The organism is Nonomuraea sp. WAC 01424, assembly GCF_003947315.1.
Taxonomy (GTDB): domain Bacteria; phylum Actinomycetota; class Actinomycetes; order Streptosporangiales; family Streptosporangiaceae; genus Nonomuraea; species Nonomuraea spiralis.
This window is the reverse complement of record NZ_QHHZ01000006.1, coordinates 319,520-343,781: the sequence shown is the minus strand read 5'-3', so window position 1 is coordinate 343,781 and position 24,262 is coordinate 319,520. Positions and strand designations below refer to the sequence as shown.

Here is a 24,262-nt window from a genome sequence, read left to right as displayed (position 1 = left end):
TTTCCGTGCCCGCAGAATATGCAGATCGGTCTAGAGAGGATTGCTGATGGAAGACACCGTGGTGTTCGGCGCGACCGGCTTCGTCGGGAGATGGACGGTCCTGCACCTGCTGGACCAGGGCCGTACGGTGGCGGCCGTCGTCCGCCGCCGGGACGACGCGTTGCACGACTGGCTGCGCGGGCACGGCGTGGACGCCACGCGGCTCGTACTGGTCGAGGGCGACGTCACCGCCGGGCCCGGCCTGGGCCTGAGCGCGGCCGACGACCGGCGGCTGACCGGCACGCGGGACGTGTTCAACGCCGCCGGCCTCTACCGCTTCGGCATGAAACGCGAGCAGGCCAGGGCGGTCAACGTCGAGGGCGCGCTCAACGTGCTGGAGTGGGCCGCCACCCGGCCCCACCTGCGCCGGCTGGTCCACGTGTCGGGGTATCGCGTCGGACTGGACCCCCACCCGCGCCACCCGCTCCCGGAGGCCGAACTGGCGGCCCTGTACCGGACAAAGGGTGCGTACGAGGGCTCCAAGGCCGAGGGGGACGCGGCCGTACGGGTGAGCGCGGCGCGGCTCGGCGTACCGCTGACCGTGGTGAACCCGAGCAGCGTCATCGGCCATTCGCGCACCGGCGAGGCCGGCCAGTACCTCGGGCTGGCCGCGCTGGTCCGCGACCTGTGGACCGGACGGCTGCCGGCGCTGCCGGGCGGGGCCCGCACGTTCGTGCCTGTGGTGACGGTGGACCACTTCGCCCGGTTCATGGCCGCCGTGCCCGAGCACGATCCCGAGCCCGGCGGCCTGCACTGGGTGCTCGACCCCGCCACGCCCGGCCTGCCGGACCTGATCCGGCTGCTCGCCGGTCACCTCGGCGTGCCCGCGCCGCGCTTCCGCGTGCCGGTGGCCCTGGTCCGCCGCCTGCCGTCCGCGCTGACCGGCGCCGATCCCGAGACGCTGGGCTTCCTGACCGAGGACCGGTACGACACGGGCTCGGCCGACCGGGTCGCCCGCTCGGCGGGGCTACGGCAGCCGCCCGCCGGGGACGCGCTGCGCCGCTGGGCCGACCGCCTGGTCGCGGACCGCTTCGGGGCGGCACCGGCCGCGCGTCCCGGGGGTTTCCACGACGTGGCCGGGTCGCGTACGTACGTCGCCGGGGACCGCACCTCGCCGGATCTGGTGCTCCTGCACGGCCTCCCACTCGACGGCGACTCCTGGCACGCCCTGCTCGACGAACTGCCTGGCACCCCATCCGCCCTGGTCGCCGATCTGCCGGGGTTGGGGCGTTCGTCGCCCACCGCGGCGAGCCCGCTGGAGTGGCTGGCCGGGCTGCTGGCGCCGGTGCGCACCCGTCCGGTGATCGTCGCCCATTCGGCCGCCGCCGCGCCCGCGCTCCGCTACGCCGCCGCCCACCCCGGCCGGGTCGCGGCCCTGGTCCTGCTCTCCCCCTACTTCCTCCAGCGGAAGCCGTCCCGGCTCACCCTGCTGCTCGCCGGCCCCCTCCTCAGGAGAGGCGGCGCCGACCGTCTCACGACCGCCCTCCTCGGCCCGGCCACCCCGGACGAGGGCGCCCGGCGGGCGCTGGCCGGGGCCGCGGCCGGGCTGCGGCGTCCCGGGGTCGCCCGGCGCACCGCGCGCGTGTTGCGGGCCGCGCACCGCCCCGCCGAACGCGCCGCCCTCCGTACGCTGCTCGGCGGCCCGGTCCCCGTGCACCTCGTGGCCGGCGAACTGGACCCGCTGACCGGCGACCCGGGCCCCGTAGCCTCTGTCACCACCGTCGAGGGCGCCGGGCACCACCCGCACCTCACCCACCCGGCCGCCGTCGCGGAGATCGTCCGGCAGATCGCCCGCGGGTACGTCCCGGACGGTTGTCCGCCCCCGCCCGCACCTGAGATCATGACCGGCCCACTCCCCCAGAACGTCAGGAAACGATGAACTCCTTGACCTACACCGAACCCGCCGACCCCCAACCCGAGATCCCGCTCGCCGGCGGCGACGTCACCGCGGGCGTCGTCCGCGTCGGCGACACCGTACGCCGCCCCGTGGGCACCAACTCCCCGCTCGTCCACGCGCTGCTGCGGCACCTGGAGGAGGCCGGGTTCGCGGGCGCGCCGCGTTTCCTCGGCATCGACGCCGCGGGACGCGAGGTGCTGACCTTCGTCCCCGGGGAGGTCGCCGGGCATCCCAGGCCGGCGTGGCTGGCCGACGAGGAACGGCTGGCCTCCGTGGGCCGGCTGGTACGCGCCTACCACGAGGCGGTGGCGGGGTTCGTCCTGCCCGAGGGCGTACGGGCCGACTTCGGGTTCAGTGAGCCGCCTGGCATGCCGCCCGCGCCGCCGTACCCGCCGGAGCTGGTCGGGCACCTGGACTACACGCCGGACAACATCGTGTTCCGCGACGGCGAGGCCGCCGGGCTGATCGACTTCGACATGGCCAGGCCGACGAGCCGGGTCGACGAGCTGATGAACGCGATGGTGTACTGGGCGCCGTTGGCCGACCCCGCCGACGCCGATCCGCCCCTGCACGAGGTGGACGTGCCGCGCCGCTGCCGCCTGCTCGCCGACGCCTACGGGATGTCGGAGACCGACCGGTCACGCCTGGTCGAGGTGGCCCTGCTGCGTACCCGGCGGTCGTGGTTCTCGATGCGGCAGATCGCCGAGGAGCAGGGCGGCGGCTGGGCCCGGATGTGGGAGGAGGGCGTCGGCGACCGGATCAAGCGGCGCGAGGCGTGGCTGGAGCGGCACGCCGTGGCGATCGACGCCGCCCTGACCGCCCCCTGACCGCCGGGTCCTACCTTCCGGGAGGCGGCAGGCGCAGGGCGAGCAGCGCGATGTCGTCCGTACGCGGCGACGGCGCGAGCGCCAGCACCTCCTCGCAGAAGTCGTGGAGCGAGCTCCGGGCCAGCGTGCCGGCGTGGCGGCGCAGCCGGGCCAGGCTGGTGTCCAGGTTCGTGCCGGGCACCTCGACCAGCCCGTCGGTGTAGAGCAGCAACGTGCTGCCCGGAGGCAGCGGGACCAGGGCGTCGTGCCGGGTCACGTCGTCGAGGTGCACGCCCAGCAGCAGGGACTGGCCCTCCTCCAGATAGCGGGCCTGCCCGTGCGCGGTGACGAGCAGCGGCGGCAGGTGACCGGCGCTGGTCCAGCGCAACATCCGCGTGTCCGGCTCGCCGCCGGGCTGAGGCGGCTCGATGCGGGCCAGGATCACCGAGGCCGTGGGGACGTCGCTGGCCACGGCCATGACCTTGTTGAGCCGGTCGAGGATGAGGCTGGGCGACTCCTTGTGGTCGCAGGCCAGGGCGCGCAACATGTTGCGGAGCTGGGCCATCTGCCCGGCGGCCTCCAGGTCGTGGCCGGCGACGTCGCCGATGGCGATCGCGGTGACACCGTCGGGCAGCACGAACGCGTCGTACCAGTCGCCGCCCACCTGCGAGCCGGCCGGGGCGGCCAGGTAGCGGGCGGCGAGCTGGAGGTGGTCCACCTGGGGCAGCGGGGTCAGCAGGTGGCGCTGCATGGTGTCGACGATGTCGCGCTGCTGGCCGAACAGGCAGGCGTTGTCGGCCGCCAGGGCCGCGGTGCGGGCGATGTCGGCCACCAGGTCCACGTCCGCCTCCGTGTACGGCCGCGTCGCGCTGGTACGCGCCACCGTCAGCGCCCCCAGCACGCGACGCGGCGTACGCAGCGGCGCCACGATCGCCGACGAGCCGCCCAGCACGTTGAACAGGGCGTCGTGCGCCGCGGCCAGCGGCCCGTCGGGCGGGGCGGCGATCTGCTCGGGGCCGAGCAGCAGCGCCTGCTCCCCGCGCAACACCCGGACCAGCGCCGACCGGGAGGCGCCCTTCGGCAGCGACGGCAACTCGGCGAACCAGGACGGGTCCACCGGCTCGACCCCGGACGCGGCGACGGCCAGCCGGCGCAGGTCGCGCGGCCCCAGGAACATGTCCACGGCCGCCCAGTCGGCAAGGCGCGGCACCAGCAGCCGGCCGAGCCGCGTCATCGCCTCGTGTACGTCCAGCGTCTGGGTGAGGACGGCGCTGAGCTCGGTCAGCAGGCGGAACTGCTCGGTCAGCTTCTGGGCGCGGACGAGCTGCTCGGCCTGCCGGCCGGCCGCGTCGAGGCGTTCGACGATGTCTATGAAGACGACGACCACACCGGCCGGCTCGCCGTCCGGGTCGAGGGGCGAGGCCAGCCAGGACACCGGGAGCAGCGAGCCGCCGGCGGTGGCGAAGGTGGCGAACTCGCTGCGGACGGACCGGCCCTCCCGGCACACCGTCACCAGCTCGCAGCCGGAGCGGGGCGGGAGGGTGCCGTCGAGGCGGCGGTGCAGCATGTCGTGCGCGTCGGCGCCGCGCAGCTCGTCGGCGGGGAAGCCCAGCAGGGTCGCCGCCGCGGGGTTGGCCCACGTGATGCGGCCGGCCGGATCGGTGAGGTAGATGCCCATGCCCGTGCCGTCGAACGCCGCGCGCAGCAGCCACTCCTGGGGCTGCCCGCCGGAGCCGTCCGGACGGTGTGCGATGTCACCCCGATCAGCCATCATCACACTACGTTATCGGATGATTACTGACATGCGGGCTTCGAGTAGAAGGAATGTGCCGGGGCTAGGACCACGGGAAGGCGCCGGCCATGGCGTCGATCCGACGCCTCCCACGATCGCGGGAGGCGTCGGAGGGCGTCAGCATGCGCAGCCGCAGCCGGGAGCTGAGGCCGGTCTGCTCCAGCGCGACGGAGTCGCACAACTGCTGGATCACCCACAGGCCGAAGCCGTGGGAGGCGGTCGGGTCGACGCCGCCGGGGTCGAGGTGGTCAGGGGACAGGCGGCCCGCGGTGTCCAGGATCTCCACGCACACGCCGATCGCGTCCCGGGTCGCGGTGACCAGGCCGGCCGAGCCGCCGTGGTCGAGGACGTTGGTGACGGCCTCGTTCACCGCGAGCACCAGGTCCTCCAGCCGCTCGCCGGCCAGGCCGCCGTGGCGACCGTGGATGCGCACCAGGTCGCGGATGAACGCAAGATCGGCGCTGATGGGACAGCGCAGCTCGAACTCCACACGCATGATCGTCTCGTCTATCGGGCGTCGGGATGGGGTACGCCGGCCCTCTTCAGCTTTCCCGTCGATCGATCGTCAAACGCGCCGGCCGCTCACCCGGTGACGGCCTGGGCCAGGGCGATGCCGCACCAGGCCGCTCCGAGGCCGGCCGCGACACTGGCCGCGGCGTTGAGCGCGGCGTAGGTGCGGGCGCCGTTCTGCAGCAGCCGCAGGGTCTCGTAACCGAAGGTGGAGTACGTGGTCAGCGCCCCGCACAGGCCCGTGCCGAGGAGGGCGCGCACCCCGTCGGAAGTGGGCAGCGCGAGCAGGAAGCCGAGCAGCGCCGACCCGGCCACGTTCACGGTGAAGGTGCCCCAGGGGAACTGGCTGTCGTGCCGGGCCTGGACGGCGCGGTCGACCAGGTAGCGGGCGGGCGCGCCCACGGCGGCCCCGAGCGCCACCAGCAGCAGCGTCGTCACGGCCGCCCTCCTTCCCGGGAGGCGCGGGCGCCGAAGCGGCCGAACAGCCCGCGTCCGAGCGCCTGCCCCAGGAACACCGCGGCCAGCGCCGTGACCAAGGTGACCGCCAGGTACGCCAGCGCCGTGCGCGGCTCCCCCGCGGCCAGGGCCCCCTGGGCGTCGGCGATGGAGGTGGAGAACGTGGTGTAGCCGCCGAGCACACCCACGCCGAGGAACGGCCGGGTCAGCGGATGGGCCTGCCAGATCTCGGTGATGGCCACCATCAGCAGCCCGATCAGCAGGCATCCGGAGACGTTGACGGCCAGCGTCGGCCAGGCGAAGCCGCCGGGCGGCACCGGGAAGGCGGTCAGGACGGCGTACCGGGCCAGCGCGCCGAGCACGCCGCCGGCCGCGATGACGGCGAGGGTGGCGACCGGCGCCCGGGCCAGCTCCCTGCGCTGGGCGGGCACATGGAGGTCGATGTCGGGGTCGACCGCGGCGCCCGGATCGACCTCCGCCCGGACGGCGTGCGCCCCGCCGAACGGCTCCTCCCCGGCGGCGTGCGCCCCTCCGAGCTGTTCCTCCTCGGAGGCGGACTCGGAGGCGGACACGGCGGCGGGATCGGGCCTGCCGGGACGGGCGTGAGTCATGAGGCATCTCCTACCAGCACGTGAGCGTGACACATCTCTGGCAGGGACCGTTGGCGGCCGACGCCGCGGTCATCCCCGACCGGACGGGGGGCGGCGGGCCCCACCGCCGCGGCTCCCGGCACGGGGAGCCGCCCTCATCATACCGGCGGCCCCGACCGAGCCCCGTCGTTGACAGGGTTCGCGACCTGCACCAAGGTGAACCCAGGCCGACAGGAGGGGGCGCCCATGTCGAACGAGCGCGAGCTTCCGGGAGTGAACAGCATGCCGCCGCCACCACGCCGGGGCGACGCCGCCGACTACTCGGTGGCCACGGGCGAGGACAAGGCGGCCTCCGCCTTCCGCCGCGCCCTGAGCTCCCCCCGCAGCCGCGAGGCCGTGCGCGCGCTGGTCGACGCCGACGGCCAGCTGCCGATCGCCGACCTGCAGAGCCGGGCCGGGATGCCGTTCCTGCAGTTCACGGCGATGCTGGCCGAGCTGGCGGAGGACGGCCTGGTGACCGTGACGGGCCCGCCCGGCGACGAGATCGTCCACCTCTACCGCGAGGCCTGAGCCATGTGGATCTCGTACGCCGCGGTGGCGCTCATCGGGGCGATGGTGGCGCTGGCCGAGCTGGTGTCCCGCTACCGCGACGACCCCTCGGGCGCGCTGCTGTCGGTCCCGGCCGCGCTCTATCTGGCGGTCAACGCGGGGGGCGCCGTGGCGGCCCTGTGGATGGTCACCCAGTTCCGGTGGACGTTCGGCGCGGCCGGGGAGAGTGTCGCGTTCACGCAGGTGCTGGTGGCCGGGTTCGGGTCGGGCGCGCTGTTCCGCAGCTCGCTGTTCAACGTCACCGCGGGCAACCAGGTCATCGGGGTCGGGCCGAGCGCGGTGCTCACCGTGATCCTGTCGGCCACCGACCGGGCGGTCGATCGAGGGCGGGCGCGGATCCGGTCGAAGGTGGTCGGCGAGATCATGGCCGGGTTCCCGTTCGAGCGCGGTGCGGACGCCCTGTTCCAGTACAGCATGGCGGCCCTGCAGAACTTCACGCCCGCCGAGACCAAGGTGGTGGAGGACCGGATCACCTCCCTGCGTTCGGGCCGCGAGGCCACGCTGCCCGAGCAGGTCAAGTCGTACGTGCTGGGGTTGTCGTTGCAGGCGCTGGTCGGCGAGAAGGTGCTGATGGAGCTGGTGGCCTCGTTGCGGCCGATACTCGACCAGACGCCGCCCGCCGAGCAGGTGCTGCTCGACGCCCTCCGGGCCAACGGCGGGTCCGAGCCGCGCAAGTTGCAGGCGCTGTCGGGCCTGCAGCTCTTCGAGTTCTCCCGCGTGCTCGACGCGCTGATCGCCGCCGGGCGCGTCTCGGTCGACACCGCCTCCGGCCGCGAGATCGTCCCGCTGGCCAAGGCCGCCGGCTAGCCCGATCAGCGCTCCCGCCGGCTGTGCAGGCCGTCAGCCGTGCAGGCCGTCAGCTGCGCAGGCCGTCAAGGGAGGTGCGCAGGCGGCGGCGCCAGTGGCCGACGCGGTGGGGCGTCCACCGGCGGACCTGGCGTTCGAGCTCGCGGGCGACCTCCTCGGTCCCGGCGGCGTCGCCGACCACCGTCAGGCACGTCGCCAGCCCGATGTGGGCGTCGAACCAGCGTTCGCGGTGGCGCTCCCCGCCGCTCCGCCCGGCCAGCTCGCCGTAACTCGCGACCGCCGTACGGAAGCCGCGCAGCGCCGGGGCGTCCCGCTGGGCGTGCAGCGCGGTGACACCTAGGCTCAGGCCGAGCTCACCGGCCAGTACGGCGGCCGCCTCGCCACGATGCCTGCGGCTCAGCCAGAGCGCGCTGCCGAGCAGCGGTTCGAGCAGCCGCGACGCCTCGTGGGTGTGGCCGGACCGGCCGAGCTCCCCCGCCTGGGCCATCGACGCCTCGATCCCGGCCAGCCGCTCGCCAAGGCGCTCGGGCGGAAGGGCCAGCAGGGCGTCGAGCTCGGCGATCTGGCCGTCCAGCACCCTGAACAGAGTGGCCGTGTCGGGAGGCTCGGCGCCCGTGGACTCGTACAGGCGGCGGGCGATGCCGGGATGGCTCCTGAGCCTGCTCATCGACACGTCGTCGTCGCCCAGGCCGCCGCCGGACGCGCGGGCCTGCCGGTAGGCGTCGGCGGCCTCCTCTACGCGGCCCAGCATGTGCAGCGCGGATCCGGTCAGATAGGCGCAGCGGAAGGCGTCGAAGCGCAGGTCGGGGCGGTTGGGCAGGACCTCGGCGTACAGGGCCGCGGCCGTGGCGCCCTCCTGCGCGGCCTGCTCGGGACGTCCCGTCTCCATCAGGAGCGAGGCCAGGCGCCGGTGGGAGTCGGCCAGCGCGGCGGCGTCCCGGCCGCCGGTCGCGGCCAGCGTCTCGGCGATGCCGGTGGCGGCGGCCAGCGCGTTCAGGGCCTCGTCGGCGTAACCGGCCTCGGCCAGGACGGCGCTGAGCGTCTCCAGGGTCAGCATCCGCGTGGTCGTCGCCTCGTCGCCGCCTTCGTCCAGGACGGCGAGGGCGGCCTCGCACTCGTCGAAGGCGGCCTGGAGGTCGCCGGACCTGCGGTGCACGACGGCCCGCTCGCGGTGGATCGTCGCGATCTGGGTGGCGAACCACGGCGTACGGGCAGGGCCGAGCGCGGCGGCGTCGCGGGCGGCCTCGTCCAGCACCTCCAGCGCGCCGGGACGGGCGGCGTCCTCCAGAGTGATGGCCAGCCGGACGCGGGCCCTGATGAGCTGCCTGCCCCACCGGTCCATGCCCTCCAGCTCGGCCAGGCGACGCCATCGTTCGACCGCCGCGCGCACCGGTTCCAGCGCCTGCTCGGCGCCGTACAGGTTGAAGGTGAGCGTGGACTCGAACTCCAGGCACTCGCTCAGCTCGTCGGCCAGGTCGGTGCGGCCGTCGCGGACGACCGCGCGCTCGTACAGCTCCCGGCCGCGCCGGTAGGCGGCCAGCGACTCCTGCGGCCTGCCCAGGTGTTCGTACGCGTACGCGGCGCTCACGCAGGCCGCGGCCAGCTCGGTGGACAGGTCGTGGCGGCCCTGGCGTTCGACCAGCGGGGTCAGGAGGTCCACGGCGCGGGTGGCGTGGACGAGTCGTTCGGGCATGCCGGAGGCCAGCGTGGCCCGGTTCATGGCCATGAGCGCGCGTACGACCGGGACGCTCTCGGCGGTGGGCGCGTCGTCCTCGTCCTCACCGGCGGCGGTGAGCAGGGCGTCGGCCTCGTCCCACAGCGCGGCGGCCGCCGCGCCGTCGCCCCGCCGCTCGCGCAGGGCCGCCGTCGCGGCCAGCACCCGGGCCTGGCCGCCGACGTTCCGCGCCGCGCGCAGCTCGTCGAGCGCCGCCCCCAGCGGTTCGAACGGGTCTCCCGAGCGGTCGGCGATCATGGTGTTGGCCAGGGCGAGCAGCGCCGAGCCGCGCAGCCGGGCGGCGTCCTCGGGGTCGCCGACGTCGTCCGCGCCCGCGATCGCCTCCTTGCCGACGGTACGCGCCTCGGCGAGGTCGCCGTGCTCGCGCAGCGCGATGGCCAGCCAGTGGAGCGTCCACGCGCGCATGGCACGGTGGGCCGGGGTGGCGGTGTCCAGCAGCGCGGCGGCCGAACGCAGGTCGCCGATCGCGCCGCCGTCGTCGGCGAGGGCCTGCCTGACCCGCGCCTGACTCACCAGAACCCGAGCCAGCACCTCGACGTTCCGCCCCTCGCCCTGCCTTCCCTCGGCCTGCCGCCCCTCGGCGTTCCGGTCCTCGGCGGTCCGGTCCTCGGCGTTCCGGCCTTCGGTGAGGGTTTCGCGTAGGACGGTGGCCGCGTCCTGGAAGGCGTGCAGGTCGGCGAGGGCGTGGGCGGCGAATCCGCCGCCCCTGCGCGGCCAGCGGGCGATCGCCTCGTCGGGGTCGCGGCCGGCCGCCTCGTAGGCGAAGCGGAGGTAGCCGCGCGGGTCCTCCCACCCCGCGCCCTCGCCGAACCTCCTGCTGCGCGGCTCGGACGACGCCGTCACCGAGGGCCGCCCCGGCGCCGTCAGGCCGGGTACGCCCACGACCCGCGACGCCTCCTCCAATGACCGCGGCCGGTCGGCGGGATCGAGGGCGAAACAGGCCCTGAGCAGGTCCGCGACGTCAGGAGGCAGCGGCACCCGGCACGCCTGACGCCCGCCCGCGACGGCGTCGAGCACGAACGGGGCGACCGTGCCCGACGGCCACGTCCGCTCGCCGACGAACATCTCCAGCACCGTGACCGCCCAGCTCCACAGGTCGGCCTCGCGACCGGCCGCGCGCCCCTCGGCCTGCTCGGGCGAGGCGTACGCGGAGGTGGCGCCGGCCGGCACCGCGGCGATGGTGTCCTGCTCCCCGGCGAGCTGTGTCCACAACACGTGTTTGGCCGCCTCGCCGAGGTCGCCCGCGATGTAGTCGATCACCGCCTCCAGCTGGGCGGTCTGGGCCGGCGGCACCTCGTGCCTGGCGGCCAGGCCGAAGTCGGCGATCTTGGCGGTGCCGTCCGCGTCGAACAGGATGTTGGCCGGTTTCACGTCCAGGTGCAGCATGCCCATGGCGTGGACGGCGTCCAGGCCCCAGGCGGCCTGCGCGGCGGCCGTCCGGATGGCGGTCTCGGTCAGGTCGCGGCGGGCGATGCGGTCGGCCAGGGAACCGCCGGGCGCGTACTCGCTGAAGACGGCCACCTCGTCGCCGATCGTACGGACGAAGCGGCAGGCGGTGATGTGCGGGTGGGCCGGGAGTACGACCCAGCGCTGCGCCTCGGCCAGCAGGCGTCCCTGCTCGACCAGGTCCTCGCTGACCAGGCGCTTGGCGGCGTAGCGCTCACCGGAGCGGCGGCTGCGCACCAGGGTCACGCGGCCGTGGCCGCCCCGGCCGAGGTCTCGTTCGACGACGAAGTCGCCGGCCACGACCTCGCCGGGCCGCCAGTCAGTCGTCATGCGTGGCCTCCTGAAGCTCGGCGCGCAGCTCGTCCGCGCTGGAATGGGGCAGCCCGTCGGCGTCCTCGAGGGCCCGGTCGAGCACGCGGGCGACGGCCGCCGGCACGCCCGCGTCGCGTTCGGCGACGGGTACGGGCCTGGTGGTGCAGACCGTCAGCCACGGGTCACGGCCGGGGGTGAAGTCGCGCGGCGTGCTGCCGGTGAGCGCGTAGTACAGGGTCGCGGCCATGGCCCAGACGTCCACGCCGGGGCGGGCGTACTTGTAGTTGAGCACCTGCTCGCGCGGCATGAACGACGGCGTGCCGAGCAGCGCGCCGGTACGGGTCAGCCCGCTCCACCCGGCCGCCTCGAACGCCTTGGCCAGCCCGAAGTCGGCGATCTTCGCCGTGCCGTCGGCGGTGAGCAGGATGTTGCGCGGTTTGATGTCGCGGTGGACGAACCCGGCGGCGTGCGCGTACGCCAGCCCGTCGAGCAGCCCGGCGAACATCGGCAGCGCCCGCTCGCAGGTGAGCGGCCCCCGCTCGGCCACCAGGTCGGCGAGACTCCCGCCCGCGCACAGCTCCATGACGATGAACGGGGTGCCGTCCGTCTCGCCCACGGCGGTGGCGTGCACGAGGTGGGGGTGGCGTAACGCGGTGCCGGCCCGCATCTCGCGGTCGAAGTACGCCGCCGCCTGCGGCTCCTTCTCGGCCAGGTCCGGCCGCATGAACTTGACCACTCCCGGCGTGCCGTCGTCACGGCGGGTGGCGGCGTGCACGACGCCCATGCCGCCGCGTCCGAGCTCCTCGCCGATGGACCACTCACCGAGTACGACGTCCATAGCCGGATCGTAGGCGTCCCCGTCCGGCCGCGCCGCCGCATCACCATTTCCCCGGCGCACATCGCCCGCGGGGGCAACTAGCCGAGCAGGTCGCGCAGACGGCCGCACTCGCGGACGAAGCGGGTGTCGCGGCCGCTCGCCGCGTGCGCCGACACCACCGGGATCGCGCCGCGCGCCCCCACCCGCCCGGCCACGTCGGCGGCCAGGGCCACCGCGTCGGAGTGGGTCACGGTCGGACGCTCCCCCGGCCCCGGCAGCAGGCCGGGCAGCAGCCCGGTGAACATCCGCCACACTGGTTCGTCCGCCCCCTGCCCGGCCAGTTCCCCGAGCGCGCGCAGGATCGGCCGTACCTGGAACGAGGCCCGCCGGACCAGCAGCGCGAGCTGCCTGCCGACCGCCTCGCCCGGCAGCTCGCCCCTGGCCGCCATCCGCAGCACCACCGGCAGCGCCCGTACGTCGCCACCGGCCACGAAACAGGCCACGACGAGCGCGAACGCCTCCCCCGGCGGGCCGTCGTCGTCGGCCAGCTCCACGAAGTGGGAGACCTGGACGCCGGGGTGGTTCCACAGGTGCACCAGATGGGGCAGGTGGTTGACGGCGACGACCTCCCGATGGGACGGCAGGGTGGCGGCCCACCAGTCCATCGCCCGCCCGTGGTCGTTCCAGCGCCATCGCGACGGCTCGGCCAGCAGCTCGTCGATCAGGACGTGCCCGGTCGGCCGCGCGCGCAGCACCGGCACCAGGCGGACCTGGCTGGTCAGGCGCACCGGCTCCCGCTCGTCGAAGAGGTGCTCGGTGTCGTCCTCGATGTACGACCACCGCACCCCCGTCTCGGGATCGGCCGGTCCGCCCGCGTGTAGCCACGCCGCGACCACGGCGGCGGGCCGGCCGAGCCGGGCGGCGCGGGCCGCGGCGCCGGGATGGCCGCCCCTGGGCAGGCGCAGCAGCGCCTGGCACAGGTCGGCGGACAGCGGCTCGGCGCCCATCGCGACGGTCGTCTCCAGCCGGTCCACCAGCACCTCGGGGTCGAGGTGCCCGTTCAGCGCCGTAGGGGTGGCCAGCAGTACGGGAGGCAGCGTCCCCGCCCGGAGTGCCTGGTAGACCTCGCTCAAGCGGCGGAGCAGGAACAGGTGCGGGGGCGAGACGTGCCGGGGCTCCGGCAGGCGCGGCTCCGCGACGGGGTCGCCGCCGGGCCGCAGCACCTCCTTGGCCAGGGCGGCGATCCAGAAGTCGGCGCCGACCCAGCGGTCGTGGTCGTAGAGCTGCGTGTACGTGCCGTCGAACTCGGCCGCCACCTCGGCGCGCACGGCCTCCCGGTCACCCGCCATCCCGGCGACGAGCGCCGCCAGCCATCGCTCACCCCCCACCCAGCCGTCCCGCCCCATCCCGAACCCGGGCTCCGGAAACGGCTCGAACACCGGTAGCGGGTCGGGCACCGGCACCTCCGTGGCCGCCACCTCCGTGCCCAGCACCTCGATGGACAGCACGTCTGCGGCCGGTGTGAACGCCGTCGCGTGGCGGGCCGCGATCCTGGCGGCTCGTCGCCGGACCTCGTACGAGTCGTGGCCAGAGGCCGTGGCGAGCGCGGGGGCCAGGTCCGCCGCCCGCGCGGGGGCACGGCGTACCTCCTCCTCCAGCCATCGCAGGCCCGCGCGGGCCAGCCCGGCCTCGGGCCGGAACGTCAGCGCCGCGATCGCCTCGCTCACGTCGCCGTCGTCGTGCGGGCCCGTACGGCGCACCTGGGTCAGCGCCAGCTCGGCGACCGGCCCCGGCGCGGCGGGCAGCAGGCGCAGGTAGTCGCGGGACCAGACGGCGACCTCCTCCCGCGTCGGACCGGCCAGCTCGTGCAGCCGCACGAAGAAACGCAGGTCGGCGGGGTCGCCCCCGCGCAGGAAGCGGCGTACGCAGCCGTCGGCCAGCTCCTCGCGGGAGACCCGCCCGGCGTTGAGCAGCCGCTTGATCAGGGCGAGCCAGGGCGTGGGCACGGGGTCAAGCCGTTCGCCGCGCAGGACGCGGCCGACACCCTCCGCCTCGAAGACGCGCGGCAGCAGCGGGACGAGCAACGGGTCGGGACGGACCGGCCAGGCCGCCAGCCAGGCGGTGACGAGCGGATCGTGGTCGAGCGGGGTGCCGCCGAAGGCCCGCAGCAGCGCGAGTGCGAGCGGGGCCAGCCGGTCGTCGGCCGTACGGATCTTCCTGGCCACCCGGGCTGCCACGTCGGCCTGGAACGCGACCGGACGCGCGGCCAGTACGCAGATCACCTCGGCGGGGTGCGGCGGCGTGCCCCAGCGCGGGACGAACTCGCGTCGCCCCAGCCACGCGGCCACGGCGGCCGGCCCCGGCAGCGTGCCGGCGCCCACGACGCGCAACGCCTCCCCGAACCCGCCGACCCGATCGCTGTCCGACACCCCCATCCGGCCCCCGAGCCCACGCATCCAGTCGGCATCCACCCCCGCCTGCCCCAAACCGGAAACCCCGACCTCGGAGGCGGGGCTCTCGGGGGCCGGGGGCTCGGCGCGTGAGGTGGTGGTCCGCCGGGCCTCGCCGAGCAGCCCCGGGAGTCGGTCGGCCGCGTCGGCCCGCTCGTCGTCCGTCAGGGCGAGCACCCGGTCGGCCAGGTCTTTCAGGGCGCGCATCCCGACGAGCCGCCGGATGTCCTGCCAGGCCGCCTCCGTGGAGGTCGATGAGCTTGCCGCACTCGTCATGCGCGGCAGCCTAGAGATCGACTCCGACAGATCCCGTCGTGCTCATCCCGAGGGCCCCCGGTCAGCCGGCGAGCGACAACCAGATGCGGTCGGGCAGGATCCGGGCCGCCTCGGCCAGGTCGATCTCCGGCGCGCCCGCCAGCCACCGCCTGCTCACCTCGGCCACCGGCCCGATCAGCAACATCTCCACCTGCGCCGCCGGCAGCCGCGCGACCGAGCCGTCCTCCATGTGGGCGCCGATCCAGGCGTTCAGCCTCGCCAGCCGGGACGCCTTGGCCGCGGCGATGCGCTCGGCGTACGGACCGAGGTCGAGCGCGTACGGCGCCGCGTGGATGAAGCGGGCCTCGGCCGCGTGCGCGGCGGTGAAGCCGAGGTAGGCCGTCACCGCGCGGCGCACGCCGTCGCGGGCGTCCGCGGCCGGCCCGACGGCGGCGATCAGGGTGTCCAGCAGCTCGTCCATGCACCTGCTGTACAGCGCGGCGGCCAGTCCCTCCAGGCTGCCGAAGTGGTGGTAGACGCTGCCCATGCTGACGCCGCTGCGCGTGGTCACGGCCCGGAGGGTGAAGTCGGCGGGGTACACCTCCAGGGCCGTGTCCAGGAGCCTGCGTACGGTCTCCTCGCTGCGCCGGTGCCGGGTCATCGGGCGGCCGTCAGCGTCTCGGCCTCGTCCCAGATGCGGCGGGCCAGCTCGGCGTCCAGCGCAGGGCCCTGCAACGGGACCTGCCGGTCCTGGTCGAAGTAGCGGCCGGTGCCGGGAGCGCCGGTCAGGGCGACGACGTGCCGCGCGCCTTCCTCCGGCGCGGCCCAGGTGCGCTTGGCGACCTTGAGCAGCAGGCCGAGCAGGCCGCCGCGGTCGCCCAGCCCGGTACGTATGACGCCGGGGTGCACGGCGTCGATCGTGGTCCCGGCCGCGCGCCAGCGTTCGGCGAACAGCGGCACGGTCAGCAGGTTGCACAGCTTGGTGTCGGCGTACGTGCGCATCGGTGAGAAGGACGCGCCCACGGACGTGCGCCCGGGTTCGGCCCTGCCCTTGGCGTACAGGCCGGCGGTGACCTGCACCACCCGTCCGAGCCGGTCCTCCAGCAGGTGGTTGAGCAGGAACGGCGCCAGATGGTTGACCGCGAACGACTCCTCCAGCCCGTCCTCGGTCAGGGTGCGGCGGGCGGGCCAGATCCCGGCGTTGTGCACCAGTACGTCGATGCGCGCGCACCGGTCCCGCAGCTCGGCGGCCAGGCGCCGGACCGACGCCGCCGTGTCGAGCCGTCCGGCCACGGCCTGGACGTCGCCGCCGATCCGCGAGGCGGCCTCGCGGCCCTGCTCCGCGTCCCGCGCGACCAGCAGCACCTTGTGGCCCTCGGCGGCCAGCCGTTCGCACACCGCGTAACCGATGCCCCGGTTGCCACCAGTCACCACCATGATCGACATATCGGAGCATTTTTCTAGAGAAATGATCTAATTTCAAGGAGGTCTCCGGCCCGGCTTGACCTGGAGTCCGCTCCAGCACCCAGACTCCGTTCCGTGGCCCGTACGGGACGGGTCGAACTGGGGAGTGAGCATGAAGTACCGGACGATCGGCACCAGCCCGGAAACCCGCCGCGACGTGAGCGTGCTCGCCCTCGGCGCGATGCTGTTCGGCTCGGTGACCGACGAGAAGACGTCGTTCGCCATCCTCGACCGCTACGTCGAGGCCGGGGGGACGTTCATCGACACGTCCGACAACTACGCCTTCTGGGTGGACGGCGGCCAGGGCGGCCAGAGCGAGGAGCTGCTCGGCCGCTGGCGGCGCGCCAACGGCGTCGGCGACGAGATCGTGATCGCCACCAAGCTGGGCGCGCGCCCCCTCGCCCCCGGCACGAGCTACGTCGACAACGCCGAGGGACTGTCCGCCAAGACGATCAGGGAATCGGCCGAGCGCAGCCGCGAACGCCTCGGCGTGGACCGCATCGACCTGCTGTACGCCCACATCGAGGACCGTACGGTGGCGCTGTCCGAGACCGTCGAGGGCTTCGGCGCGCTGGTGGCCGAGGGCACGGTCGGCCTGCTCGGGGTGAGCAACCACCCGATCTGGCGGGTGGAACGGGCCCGCGCCCTGGCCACCGCGGCCGGGGTCGCCGGGTACGAGGTGCTGCAGTACCAGCACAGCCTGCTGCGCCCGCGCTTCGACGTACCGGAGACGATCTTCGAGGACGGCAGCCTCGGGCACGCCGGCGCCGAACTGCTGAGCTACCTGCGCGCCGAGCCCGACCTGACCCTGGTCGCCTACTCGCCGCTGCTCGGCGGCGCCTACACCCGGCAGGACAAGCAGGTGCCGCCGGACTACGACCACCCCGGCACCCCGGCCCGGCTGGCCGTGCTGCGCGAGGTGGCGAAGGAGTGCGGGGCGAGCATGAACCAGGTGGTGCTGGCCTGGCAGATCGGCTCGGCGTTGCCGGTGATCCCGCTGGCCGGGGCGTCGTCGGTGGCCCAGCTCGAGGAGAACCTGGCCGCCGTCGACCTCGAACTGACCGCCGACCAGCGCGCCCGTCTCGACGCCGCACACTAGACCGCTAGAGCGCCAGACCGCTGGACCGCACGCCGGACCGCACACCAGCGAACCCTGACGCCCGCCGGGCCGCCCGTCTGAGGGTGGTTCGCTCGGGAAGGATGGGCGCATGTTCATCAAAGCGTGCCTCAACGGGAGCCGGGCGGCGGGCGAGCACCCGCGGCTGCCCCTGACGCCGGACGAACTGGCCGCCGACGCCGTGGCCGTACGGCGGGCGGGGGCGGGCGCGGTGCACGTCCATCCGCGTGACGCGGCCGGGCGGGAGTCGCTGGCGGCCACCGACGTCGGGGCGGCGACGTCGGCGATCCGGGCGGCGGCGCCCGGCCTGCCCGTGGGCGTGTCCACCGGTCTGTGGATCACGGGCGGCGACGTGCCGGCCCGCCTGGACGCGGTGACGGCCTGGGCCCGGCTGCCCGCCGCCGCCCGCCCGGACTTCGCCTCGGTGAACCTGTCGGAGCCGGGGTTCGGCGACCTGGCGCGGGCGCTGCTGGAGGCGGGGATCGGGGTCGAGGCGGGCGTGTGGTCGCCGTCCGACGCCGCGACGCTCACCGCCTCGGGGCTGGCCGGGCGGATGACGCGGATCCTGGTCGAGGTGATCGACGCGCCGTCCGAGGAGGCGGTCCCCCGGGCGGCGGCCGTCCTCGACCGCCTGGACGGCTCCCCCGTACCCCGGCTCCTGCACGGCGAGGGTCCGGCGACCTGGCCGCTCGTGACGGAGGCCGCGCGGCTGGGCCTCGCCACCCGGATCGGCCGGGAGGACACCCTGCTGGACCCGGACGGCGGCCCGGCCGAGGGCAACGCCGCCCTCGTCCGCCGCGCCCTCGCCGAGGGCCGCTCCGCACGCTAGGTACGGCGTGCCGGTGCGGTCCGGGTGGTAGGGACAGCCCCCGCATGATCACGGGTGGTGTCGTGACTGCGACACAGCCGACATTTCGCCAGAGTTGGGACATACCTTGATCGATCACTCGAAGGAGTCCCGATGCCGTCCTCCACGTCCCGGCGTGCGCTCGCCCTGCTCGTGATCGTCCCGCTGGCGCTGGCGCCGATGGCTCCGGCGTTCGCCGCCACCGCCGAACGTACGCCCACAGTGCAGTCACGACTGGACTCCCTCACCGCCTCCCCGGACATACCCGGCGCGATCGCCTACATCCGCTACCCGGACGGCAGGACCGCGACGATCGTCTCCGGCACCGCGCGACGCGGTACGAAGCAGCCCATGCCCGGCGCCGACGGCCGGTTCAGGATCGCCAGCGTCAGCAAGTCGATCATCGCGGCCACCGTGCTGAAGCTGATCGACCAGGGCAAGATCGACGTGGCCGAACCGGTCGAGACGTACCTGCCGGGGGTCATCAGGGGCGAGGGCATCGACGGGCGGGACATCACCGTGAAGATGCTCCTCCAGCAGACCAGCGGCCTGCCGGACTTCACGCCCGCCGCCGACTGGTCGAAGATCGGCAAGCAGGACCTGCTCAAGCTCGCGTTGACCCTCGAACCGACGCCCCGGGGCCGCTTCGCCTACTCCAACACCAACTACATGGTGCTCGGCCTGGTCGCGCAGGCGGTGACCGGGCGCGACTTCCGCGAGGTGAGCCGCGACCTGGTGCTGCGGCCACTGGGCATGCGGGACACGTACTGGCCGGCCAAGGGCGAGGACGGGATCCGCGGCCCGCACGCGCACACCTACGGCGTGCACCCGCTCCGGCCCAAGGACGGGATCGTCGACGTGACCCGGCTGCCCGGCTACGCGTTCGGGGCCAGCGGCGGGCTGGTCTCGACGCCGCGCGACCTCGACACGTTCTGGCGGGCGCAGTCCGTCAAGTCCGGTTCGTACGTCGCGGTCGCCCAGCCCGGCTGGCCCAAGGGCGCCCGCTACGGGTACGGCGTCATGGAGATCCCGCTGAGCTGCGGCGGGAAGTTGTGGGGGCACGGCGGCGACGTGCCGGGCGTGTCCACCTTCAGCGGCCGGGACCGCGCGGGCCGCACGGTCACCGTCTACGCCACCGGCTCGGCCAACGGCGGCAAGGCCCGCGAGCGGCTGATCGCCGCCTTCGACACCGCCCTGTGCGCCCGCTAGGAGTGCCGTTCTAGAGCGGTCAGGCGGAACGGCGGCTCAGCAGGGGGTCGGCGACCAGCCGGGCGACCTGGCACAACGTCTGACCGTGCAGGCGGAACAGCTCGTCGCGGGAGTCGAAGTAGCCCAGGTCGGCGCGTACGCGGGCGGACAGGTCGCATCGGGGTGAGGACCCGCCGTCCCAGTCCACGACGGTCCGGGTGACGGCGTCGAAGAGGGTCTCGGAGCCGCTGTTGCTGAAACCGGAGGTCTCGCACAGGCCGTCGAACAACTCCGACGGGCTGCTCGTCGTTCATCGCGTAGACCGGGCGGATGGTCTCGGCGATCAGGCGGTGGGCGGCGCGTACCAGGTCGCGGGGGCGTCCGTACGGGGGAGCCGTCCGGCCAGGGCCGCGACGCCCGGGTGGCGCCAGTCGAGGATGGCGGTGGCGGCGGTGCCACGCCGGGGCGATTCACCTTCGATCATGCCGTTCACCGTAACCGCCGGGGATCCGGCGCCGCCTTCGCCCCCGTCGCGGAGGGCGGCGCCTTCGCCGGGTCAGCGGTTCATGCTGTGGCGGCGGGCCGGGAGCCGGGGCTCGTCGTCCGTCCAGGTGGTCGACTTGATGGCCTCGTACGAGCGGTCCTGGCCGATCTCCGACTCCAGCGCCAGCGGCTGACCGGTGGTCGTGTCCACGACGAACCGGTACTGCTCCCCCGTGCCGCCCGGCCGGCTGACCGCCTGCCCCTTGCGGCCGAGCGGGTCGGTGACCTCGCCCTCCGCCGTCGCCCCGGGCAGCGCGGCCAGCATCCGGTACGCCGCCGCCCGCACCTCCGGTGAGGTGGGGAGGTTCATGACGAGTCGCACGCCGGTCTCGAAGAGCTGGTTGTCCATGTTCACGCGTTCCTTGCCGTACCCCTTGGAGATGATCTGTTCGAGGGTGTCGCGCAGCCCTTCGGGGGTGGTCGGCAGGGCCTTCAGGGTGGTGGGCGTCATGGGCGTGCCCAGCAGGGTGAGGGTCTTGCCGGTGTCGTCGCGCAGGGCGTCGGGCTCTCCGGGGGCGGTCCGCAGCTTCACCGGGGGGTTCGCGCCAGGCAGGGTCCAGCTCCGGGGGGAGCCGGCGGCGCGCCAGGCGGCCTCGTCCTCGGGCGTGGCCGGTACGGTGCCGAGGTCCCGGCGGATCACCCAGGTGCGCCGGTCGGCCGCGTTCGGCAGCCACGCCTCGACCGATCGGGTGGTCTTGAGGGTGTATCGGTCGCTGGGGTCGCGTTCGAACCGTCCGTTGACGGCGCTGCGCACCCAGTACGCCCCCTCGCCCGACGCGGGCCCGACCGAATCGGCGGCGGCCAGCAGGATCTCGCGGGCCGAAAGCCGGACGACCGCCGAGGACGAGCCGCGACCGGACGGCCTGACAGCGGACGGCTCCTGGGCGGACGGGGTCTGGCCGGTCGGGGCCAGGAGCGTCGCGGCCACGGTGACGGCGGCCGCCGCCCCGGCCAGGCTGGCCCCCACGACCGGCCAACGCCTCCGGCGGCCCCGGTCGCTCCGGGCACCCGGACGGTCGTTCCGGGCGCCCGGCAGAGCGCGCAGCAACGACCGTCGCCCCCCGCGCAGCTCACCCCTCTCCGGCGGGCCCGTCTGGGCGAAGGCGTCCGGGCCCGGCTGGGCGAGGGGGGCCGGGTCTGGCTGGGAGGTCTGGGTGTAGGCCTCGGAGAGGCGGGCGCGGCCGGCGGCCATCACGTCGGCGGTGGCCGGCGGCATGTCGTACAGGTCGGGGAGCAGGTTCAGGTCATCCATGGGTGTCTCCAAGCAAGGGGTTGGCGCCGCCCAGGGCGGCTCGCAGCTTCTTCCTGATGCGGTTCAGCCGGGAGCCGACCGTTCCGGCCGGGATGTCGAGGGCATGGCCGATCTCCTGGTAGCTGAGGTCGGCCAGGGCGAGGAGCAGCAGGACGTCGCGGTCTGCGTCCGGCATCGCGCGCAACGCCGACACCAGCTCGCCCTTGAGGCCCGCCGCCGCCAGCCGGCCGGCCACCAGGTCCTCGTGTCCGTCCTCCGCCCGGTCGCCCGCGAACGTCTCCTCCGACGCCTGCTGCATGACCTGGAGCCGGCGGATCTCGCTCCTGCGGTGCTGGGCGACGACGTTGGTGGCGATGCCGTACAACCAGCCGCGGACGACGCCGCGTCCGGAGTCGAAGCCGGCCCGGCCGTGGAAGGCGGCCAGGAAGATCTCCGCGGTGAGGTCGTCGGCGGCCTGGGTGCCGAGCCGGCCGGCGACGTACCGGTGGATCTCGGGAAAGTAGCGGTCGTAGAGCACCCCGAACCTCTCGGGGGAGCGCAGGGACTCGGCGATCACCCGCTCGTCCTCGACCGTCATGGTTTGTGTCACACCCCTACTTGGTGGGAGCGCCCGTCCCTATTCACGCCCTGTCAGCTCGTGCGGGCGGGCAATTTTCCATTTTTGACCCCATTCGCCCCCGCGACCCGCGATGATCAAGGGCGGTCGACTGCCCACGGGGGGCGCATCGACCGTTGATTGGAGCGCAATTTTGCGGAAGAAACTCCCTCTGCTCGCCACCGCCTTCGTGGCGCTGGCAGCGTTGATTCCCGTACCGGCGGCCGTCGCGGACTCGACCGCGACGACCCGCACCATCACCTGGGCGCCCTGTGAGGAGGAGCCCAGCGCCGAGTGCGGCAAGCTGACCGTCCCGATCGACTGGTCCAAGCCGAACGGGGCGAGCATCGACCTCGCCGTCGCCCGCCGCAAGGCCACCGACCCGGCCGCCCGCGTCGGCTCGCTGGTGATCAACCCCGGTGGACCGGGCGGCTCCGGCGTGGAGGCCGTGTACGGCGCTCCCGGTTCCTACACCGAGGAGCTCCAGAGCCGGTTCGACATGGTCGGCTTCGACCCGCGCGGCGTGGGCCGCAGCCACCCGGTGATCTGCTCGGCGTCGGTCTACAACCAGATGCCGCAGACCGTGATGCGCAGCCAGGCCGACTTCGACGCCTGGAACGCCTTCACCAAGAAGCTGCACCCGGACTGCCGGGCCCGTACCGGCCCGCTCTACGACCACGTCGACTCCGTCTCCGTGGCCCGTGACATGGACGCCCTCCGCGCCGCCCTCGGCGAGGAGAAGCTCACCTACTACGGCATCTCGTACGGCACCCTGATCGGGCAGATGTACGCCGAGCTGTTCCCCGGCCGTATCCGGGCGCTCGCGCTCGACAGCAACATGGACCACAGCCTCGGCCTCCGGGGTTTCTACGCCACCGAGGCCCTGGCCGTCGAGGACGGGTTCGACCAGTTCGTCGGCTGGTGCGAGCAGGACACGAGCTGTGTGCTGAACGGCCGCGACATCCGCGCGATCTGGAAGAGCCTGCTGGACAAGGCCCGCCGCGGCCAGCTGGTCTACCCCAGCACCGGACAGCGCATGACCGAGCTGCAGGTCATCTACAACGCCGCGCTGGGCAACGAAGGGCCCGACTGGCGCACGCTGAGCGAAGTGATCAACTGGCTGAACGGCGGCCCGGCGCCCGAGTGGGTGCCGCCGCTGCCCGGCCGCGGGCCGGTGCAGGGGGACGTGGCCGAACTGCCGACCACGATCCTCTGCCAGGACTACAACCTCAAGGTGCGCAACTACGCCGAGTACGCGGAGCTGATGCGGACCGCCGGCCGGCTCGCCCCGGACACGCGGTACCACCCGTACCCGACTGACGACCTGCCCATCTGCCTCAACTCCACCACCAAGAACCCGCCGCACACCCTGCGTTACACCGGCAAGGCCCCGCTGCTGCTGGGCAGCTCGATGCACGACCCGGCCACGCCGTGGATCTGGTCGGCGAACGCGGCCCGCCAGCTCGGCCCGAAGGCCGTGCTGCTCACGTACGAGGGCTGGGGTCACCGCATCTACGGCAAGGACAAGTGCCAGACCGACATCATCGACCAGTACCTGACCGACCTGAAGGTCCCGCCGCAGGGCACCCGCTGCGCGGTGGGCACGCCTGAGGAGACGTTCAAGAAGCAGACGAAGCGGGCGTGGCCGTCCGACAAGCTGCCCTGGGCCGGCTAGTAAGCACGTCATGGGTACGGCTCCCAGTGGGCCGTACCCATGCCCTCAAAGGGATATTTGCCCTGCTGAACCCCTCGTTATGGACAATTCAGCGTAAGAAGGAAACTGACGAAGGGGGGTGAGTCAGTCATGATCGAGATCAAGAGCATCGACAAACCCGACGAACGGCGCGACTTCCCGAAAGGCCACCTGGAGGTCTGCGAGCTGAGCGGCCTGACTTTCGGGGTCGCCACCTTCGAACCGGGATGGCACTGGGCGGATTCCGTCAAGCCGATCGCCGGAACACCGTCGTGCCAGTTGCACCACAACTGCTTCATGGTCTCCGGCCGGATGCGTCTGCGGATGGACGATGGCACCGAGGCCGAAGTGGGACCGGGCGACGTCTTCGTGTGTTCGCCGGGCCATGACGCCTGGGTCGTCGGGGACGAGCAGGTCGTCCTGTACGACTTCGCGGGCGCCGCCGCCGAGTACGCCAAGGCGGCCGGCGGCTGACGCCGCGAGCCGGTCAGGCGGGCGCGTGAGACCGCCTGGGAATGACCTCTTCCAGAGCCTCGGCGACGGTGGCGCGTACGCCGAGGCGGCCTTCCAGACCGGTGATGCGCATCAGTCTGGCCGGCTGCGGGGTCGGCGCGGCGACCATCACCGTCCGTCCCGTGGCGGTGATCCGTTTCCACGCGCCGATCAGCGCGCCGAGTCCGGCCGAATCCATGAAGCCGACGTCGGACAGATCGATCAAAGTGACGGCGGCCGGCCGGCCGTCGAGGTAGCCGGTCGCCCAAGCCTCTATGGCTCCGGCGGTGTGCAGGTCAAGGTCACCGGCCGGGTGCAGAACGACCGTTTCTCCCGCAGAGTTGGCGAGAAGTCGGAAAGTGTCCACTTTCACTGCTATCACTTCCCTTCCCGATCCGCTCTCCCCTCGACAAGGCCCGACAAACCCCGCCACCAGCCCGTACGCGGTCGAGCCGCTGCTCGATCGGCGTTTCTTCGCAGGCAATCAGGGCTGAACTCGTGCGGCCATTCCTGAGCCGAATGTGCGTTCATTTCATACATAAGTAAAGAA

General features: G+C 73.7%; 23 protein-coding genes. 9 read left to right on the top strand and 14 right to left on the bottom strand.

Features of this window, described 5'->3' with window-relative positions:
* Nucleotides 1-46: 46 nt before the first annotated feature.
* Together DMB42_RS18980 and DMB42_RS18975 are read left to right on the top strand one after the other, a co-directional pair.
* Nucleotides 47-1,918 carry an alpha/beta fold hydrolase gene (locus DMB42_RS18980; RefSeq protein ID WP_221762231.1) on the top strand — a complete coding sequence of 624 codons (1,872 nt, stop codon included), beginning with the start codon at nucleotides 47-49 and terminating at the stop codon, nucleotides 1,916-1,918.
* Nucleotides 1,919-1,923: 5 nt separating this feature from the next.
* Nucleotides 1,924-2,763 carry a phosphotransferase gene (locus DMB42_RS18975; protein WP_260477772.1) on the top strand — a complete coding sequence of 280 codons (840 nt, stop codon included), beginning with the start codon at nucleotides 1,924-1,926 and terminating at the stop codon, nucleotides 2,761-2,763.
* A gap of 10 nt (nucleotides 2,764-2,773) precedes the next feature.
* On the opposite strand, the gene DMB42_RS18970 is transcribed toward DMB42_RS18975, so the two are convergent.
* From DMB42_RS18970 to DMB42_RS18955, 4 genes are all read right to left on the bottom strand, one after another.
* The gene (locus DMB42_RS18970) at nucleotides 2,774-4,516 is read right to left on the bottom strand and encodes a SpoIIE family protein phosphatase (RefSeq protein ID WP_125636289.1); all 1,743 of its coding nucleotides are present in this window, start codon (nucleotides 4,514-4,516) and stop codon (nucleotides 2,774-2,776) included.
* Nucleotides 4,517-4,577: 61 nt separating this feature from the next.
* Nucleotides 4,578-5,030 (bottom strand): ATP-binding protein, encoded by a 453-nt coding sequence (locus DMB42_RS18965; RefSeq protein WP_125636288.1) that lies wholly within the window; start codon nucleotides 5,028-5,030, stop codon nucleotides 4,578-4,580.
* Between the two features lie 86 nt (nucleotides 5,031-5,116).
* Nucleotides 5,117-5,482, bottom strand: coding sequence for a fluoride efflux transporter CrcB (crcB, locus tag DMB42_RS18960; RefSeq protein ID WP_125636287.1), 366 nt, complete (start codon nucleotides 5,480-5,482; stop codon nucleotides 5,117-5,119).
* A complete protein-coding gene (locus DMB42_RS18955) occupies nucleotides 5,479-6,111 on the bottom strand; it encodes a CrcB family protein (protein WP_125636286.1) in 633 nt (210 codons plus the stop codon). The genes crcB and DMB42_RS18955 overlap by 4 nt, the downstream gene beginning before the upstream one ends.
* A gap of 225 nt (nucleotides 6,112-6,336) precedes the next feature.
* On the opposite strand from DMB42_RS18955, the gene DMB42_RS18950 reads away from it, so the two are divergent.
* Both DMB42_RS18950 and DMB42_RS18945 read left to right on the top strand, forming a co-directional pair.
* On the top strand, nucleotides 6,337-6,660 hold the full coding sequence (locus DMB42_RS18950; RefSeq protein WP_125636285.1) for a hypothetical protein: 324 nt from the start codon (nucleotides 6,337-6,339) through the stop codon (nucleotides 6,658-6,660).
* 3 nt (nucleotides 6,661-6,663) lie between these two features.
* The gene (locus tag DMB42_RS18945) at nucleotides 6,664-7,506 is read left to right on the top strand and encodes a hypothetical protein (protein ID WP_125636284.1); all 843 of its coding nucleotides are present in this window, start codon (nucleotides 6,664-6,666) and stop codon (nucleotides 7,504-7,506) included.
* A gap of 49 nt (nucleotides 7,507-7,555) precedes the next feature.
* On the opposite strand, the gene DMB42_RS18940 is transcribed toward DMB42_RS18945, so the two are convergent.
* The 5 genes from DMB42_RS18940 to DMB42_RS18920 all read right to left on the bottom strand — a co-directional run bounded on the left by DMB42_RS18940 (nucleotide 7,556) and on the right by DMB42_RS18920 (nucleotide 15,967).
* Nucleotides 7,556-11,017 carry a protein kinase domain-containing protein gene (locus tag DMB42_RS18940; protein ID WP_125636283.1) on the bottom strand — a complete coding sequence of 1,154 codons (3,462 nt, stop codon included), beginning with the start codon at nucleotides 11,015-11,017 and terminating at the stop codon, nucleotides 7,556-7,558.
* Nucleotides 11,007-11,837, bottom strand: coding sequence for a serine/threonine-protein kinase (locus DMB42_RS18935; RefSeq protein WP_125636282.1), 831 nt, complete (start codon nucleotides 11,835-11,837; stop codon nucleotides 11,007-11,009). The genes DMB42_RS18940 and DMB42_RS18935 overlap by 11 nt, the downstream gene beginning before the upstream one ends.
* Before the next feature lie 77 nt (nucleotides 11,838-11,914).
* Entirely contained in the window at nucleotides 11,915-14,542 is a 2,628-nt protein-coding gene (locus tag DMB42_RS18930) for a hypothetical protein (RefSeq protein WP_125636281.1), read from the bottom strand.
* Between the two features lie 61 nt (nucleotides 14,543-14,603).
* The gene (locus DMB42_RS18925; protein WP_125636280.1) at nucleotides 14,604-15,182 is read right to left on the bottom strand and encodes a TetR/AcrR family transcriptional regulator; all 579 of its coding nucleotides are present in this window, start codon (nucleotides 15,180-15,182) and stop codon (nucleotides 14,604-14,606) included.
* The gene (locus tag DMB42_RS18920) at nucleotides 15,179-15,967 is read right to left on the bottom strand and encodes an SDR family NAD(P)-dependent oxidoreductase (protein ID WP_125636279.1); all 789 of its coding nucleotides are present in this window, start codon (nucleotides 15,965-15,967) and stop codon (nucleotides 15,179-15,181) included. The genes DMB42_RS18925 and DMB42_RS18920 overlap by 4 nt, the downstream gene beginning before the upstream one ends.
* 130 nt (nucleotides 15,968-16,097) lie before the next feature.
* Between DMB42_RS18920 and DMB42_RS18915 the strand changes: the two genes are divergently transcribed.
* The 3 genes from DMB42_RS18915 (at nucleotide 16,098) to DMB42_RS18905 (ending at nucleotide 19,158) form a co-directional block, all read left to right on the top strand.
* Complete coding sequence (locus DMB42_RS18915) at nucleotides 16,098-17,084, top strand: aldo/keto reductase (RefSeq protein WP_125636278.1); 987 nt, start codon at nucleotides 16,098-16,100, stop codon at nucleotides 17,082-17,084.
* A gap of 109 nt (nucleotides 17,085-17,193) precedes the next feature.
* Nucleotides 17,194-17,931: a 3-keto-5-aminohexanoate cleavage protein gene (locus DMB42_RS18910; protein WP_125636277.1), complete on the top strand. Its 738-nt coding sequence runs from the start codon at nucleotides 17,194-17,196 to the stop codon at nucleotides 17,929-17,931.
* Nucleotides 17,932-18,063: 132 nt separating this feature from the next.
* Complete coding sequence (locus DMB42_RS18905) at nucleotides 18,064-19,158, top strand: serine hydrolase (RefSeq protein ID WP_125636276.1); 1,095 nt, start codon at nucleotides 18,064-18,066, stop codon at nucleotides 19,156-19,158.
* 19 nt (nucleotides 19,159-19,177) lie between these two features.
* Here DMB42_RS18905 and DMB42_RS18900 read toward each other — a convergent pair whose 3' ends face one another.
* From DMB42_RS18900 to DMB42_RS18890, 4 genes are all read right to left on the bottom strand, one after another.
* Nucleotides 19,178-19,426: a hypothetical protein gene (locus DMB42_RS18900; protein ID WP_125636275.1), complete on the bottom strand. Its 249-nt coding sequence runs from the start codon at nucleotides 19,424-19,426 to the stop codon at nucleotides 19,178-19,180.
* Between the two features lie 54 nt (nucleotides 19,427-19,480).
* Nucleotides 19,481-19,621 (bottom strand): hypothetical protein, encoded by a 141-nt coding sequence (locus DMB42_RS53255; RefSeq protein ID WP_185844736.1) that lies wholly within the window; start codon nucleotides 19,619-19,621, stop codon nucleotides 19,481-19,483.
* Nucleotides 19,622-19,693: 72 nt separating this feature from the next.
* Nucleotides 19,694-20,932 (bottom strand): CU044_5270 family protein, encoded by a 1,239-nt coding sequence (locus tag DMB42_RS18895; RefSeq protein WP_125636274.1) that lies wholly within the window; start codon nucleotides 20,930-20,932, stop codon nucleotides 19,694-19,696.
* A complete protein-coding gene (locus tag DMB42_RS18890; RefSeq protein ID WP_229824266.1) occupies nucleotides 20,925-21,521 on the bottom strand; it encodes an RNA polymerase sigma factor in 597 nt (198 codons plus the stop codon). The genes DMB42_RS18895 and DMB42_RS18890 overlap by 8 nt, the downstream gene beginning before the upstream one ends.
* A 160-nt stretch (nucleotides 21,522-21,681) precedes the next feature.
* Between DMB42_RS18890 and DMB42_RS18885 the strand changes: the two genes are divergently transcribed.
* A complete protein-coding gene (locus DMB42_RS18885) occupies nucleotides 21,682-23,202 on the top strand; it encodes an alpha/beta fold hydrolase (protein ID WP_185844735.1) in 1,521 nt (506 codons plus the stop codon).
* Nucleotides 23,203-23,331: 129 nt separating this feature from the next.
* Nucleotides 23,332-23,694, top strand: coding sequence for a cupin domain-containing protein (locus DMB42_RS18880; protein ID WP_125636272.1), 363 nt, complete (start codon nucleotides 23,332-23,334; stop codon nucleotides 23,692-23,694).
* Nucleotides 23,695-23,707: 13 nt separating this feature from the next.
* Here DMB42_RS18880 and DMB42_RS18875 read toward each other — a convergent pair whose 3' ends face one another.
* Nucleotides 23,708-24,085 carry an STAS domain-containing protein gene (locus DMB42_RS18875; protein ID WP_185844734.1) on the bottom strand — a complete coding sequence of 126 codons (378 nt, stop codon included), beginning with the start codon at nucleotides 24,083-24,085 and terminating at the stop codon, nucleotides 23,708-23,710.
* Between the last annotated feature and the right edge of the window lie 177 nt (nucleotides 24,086-24,262).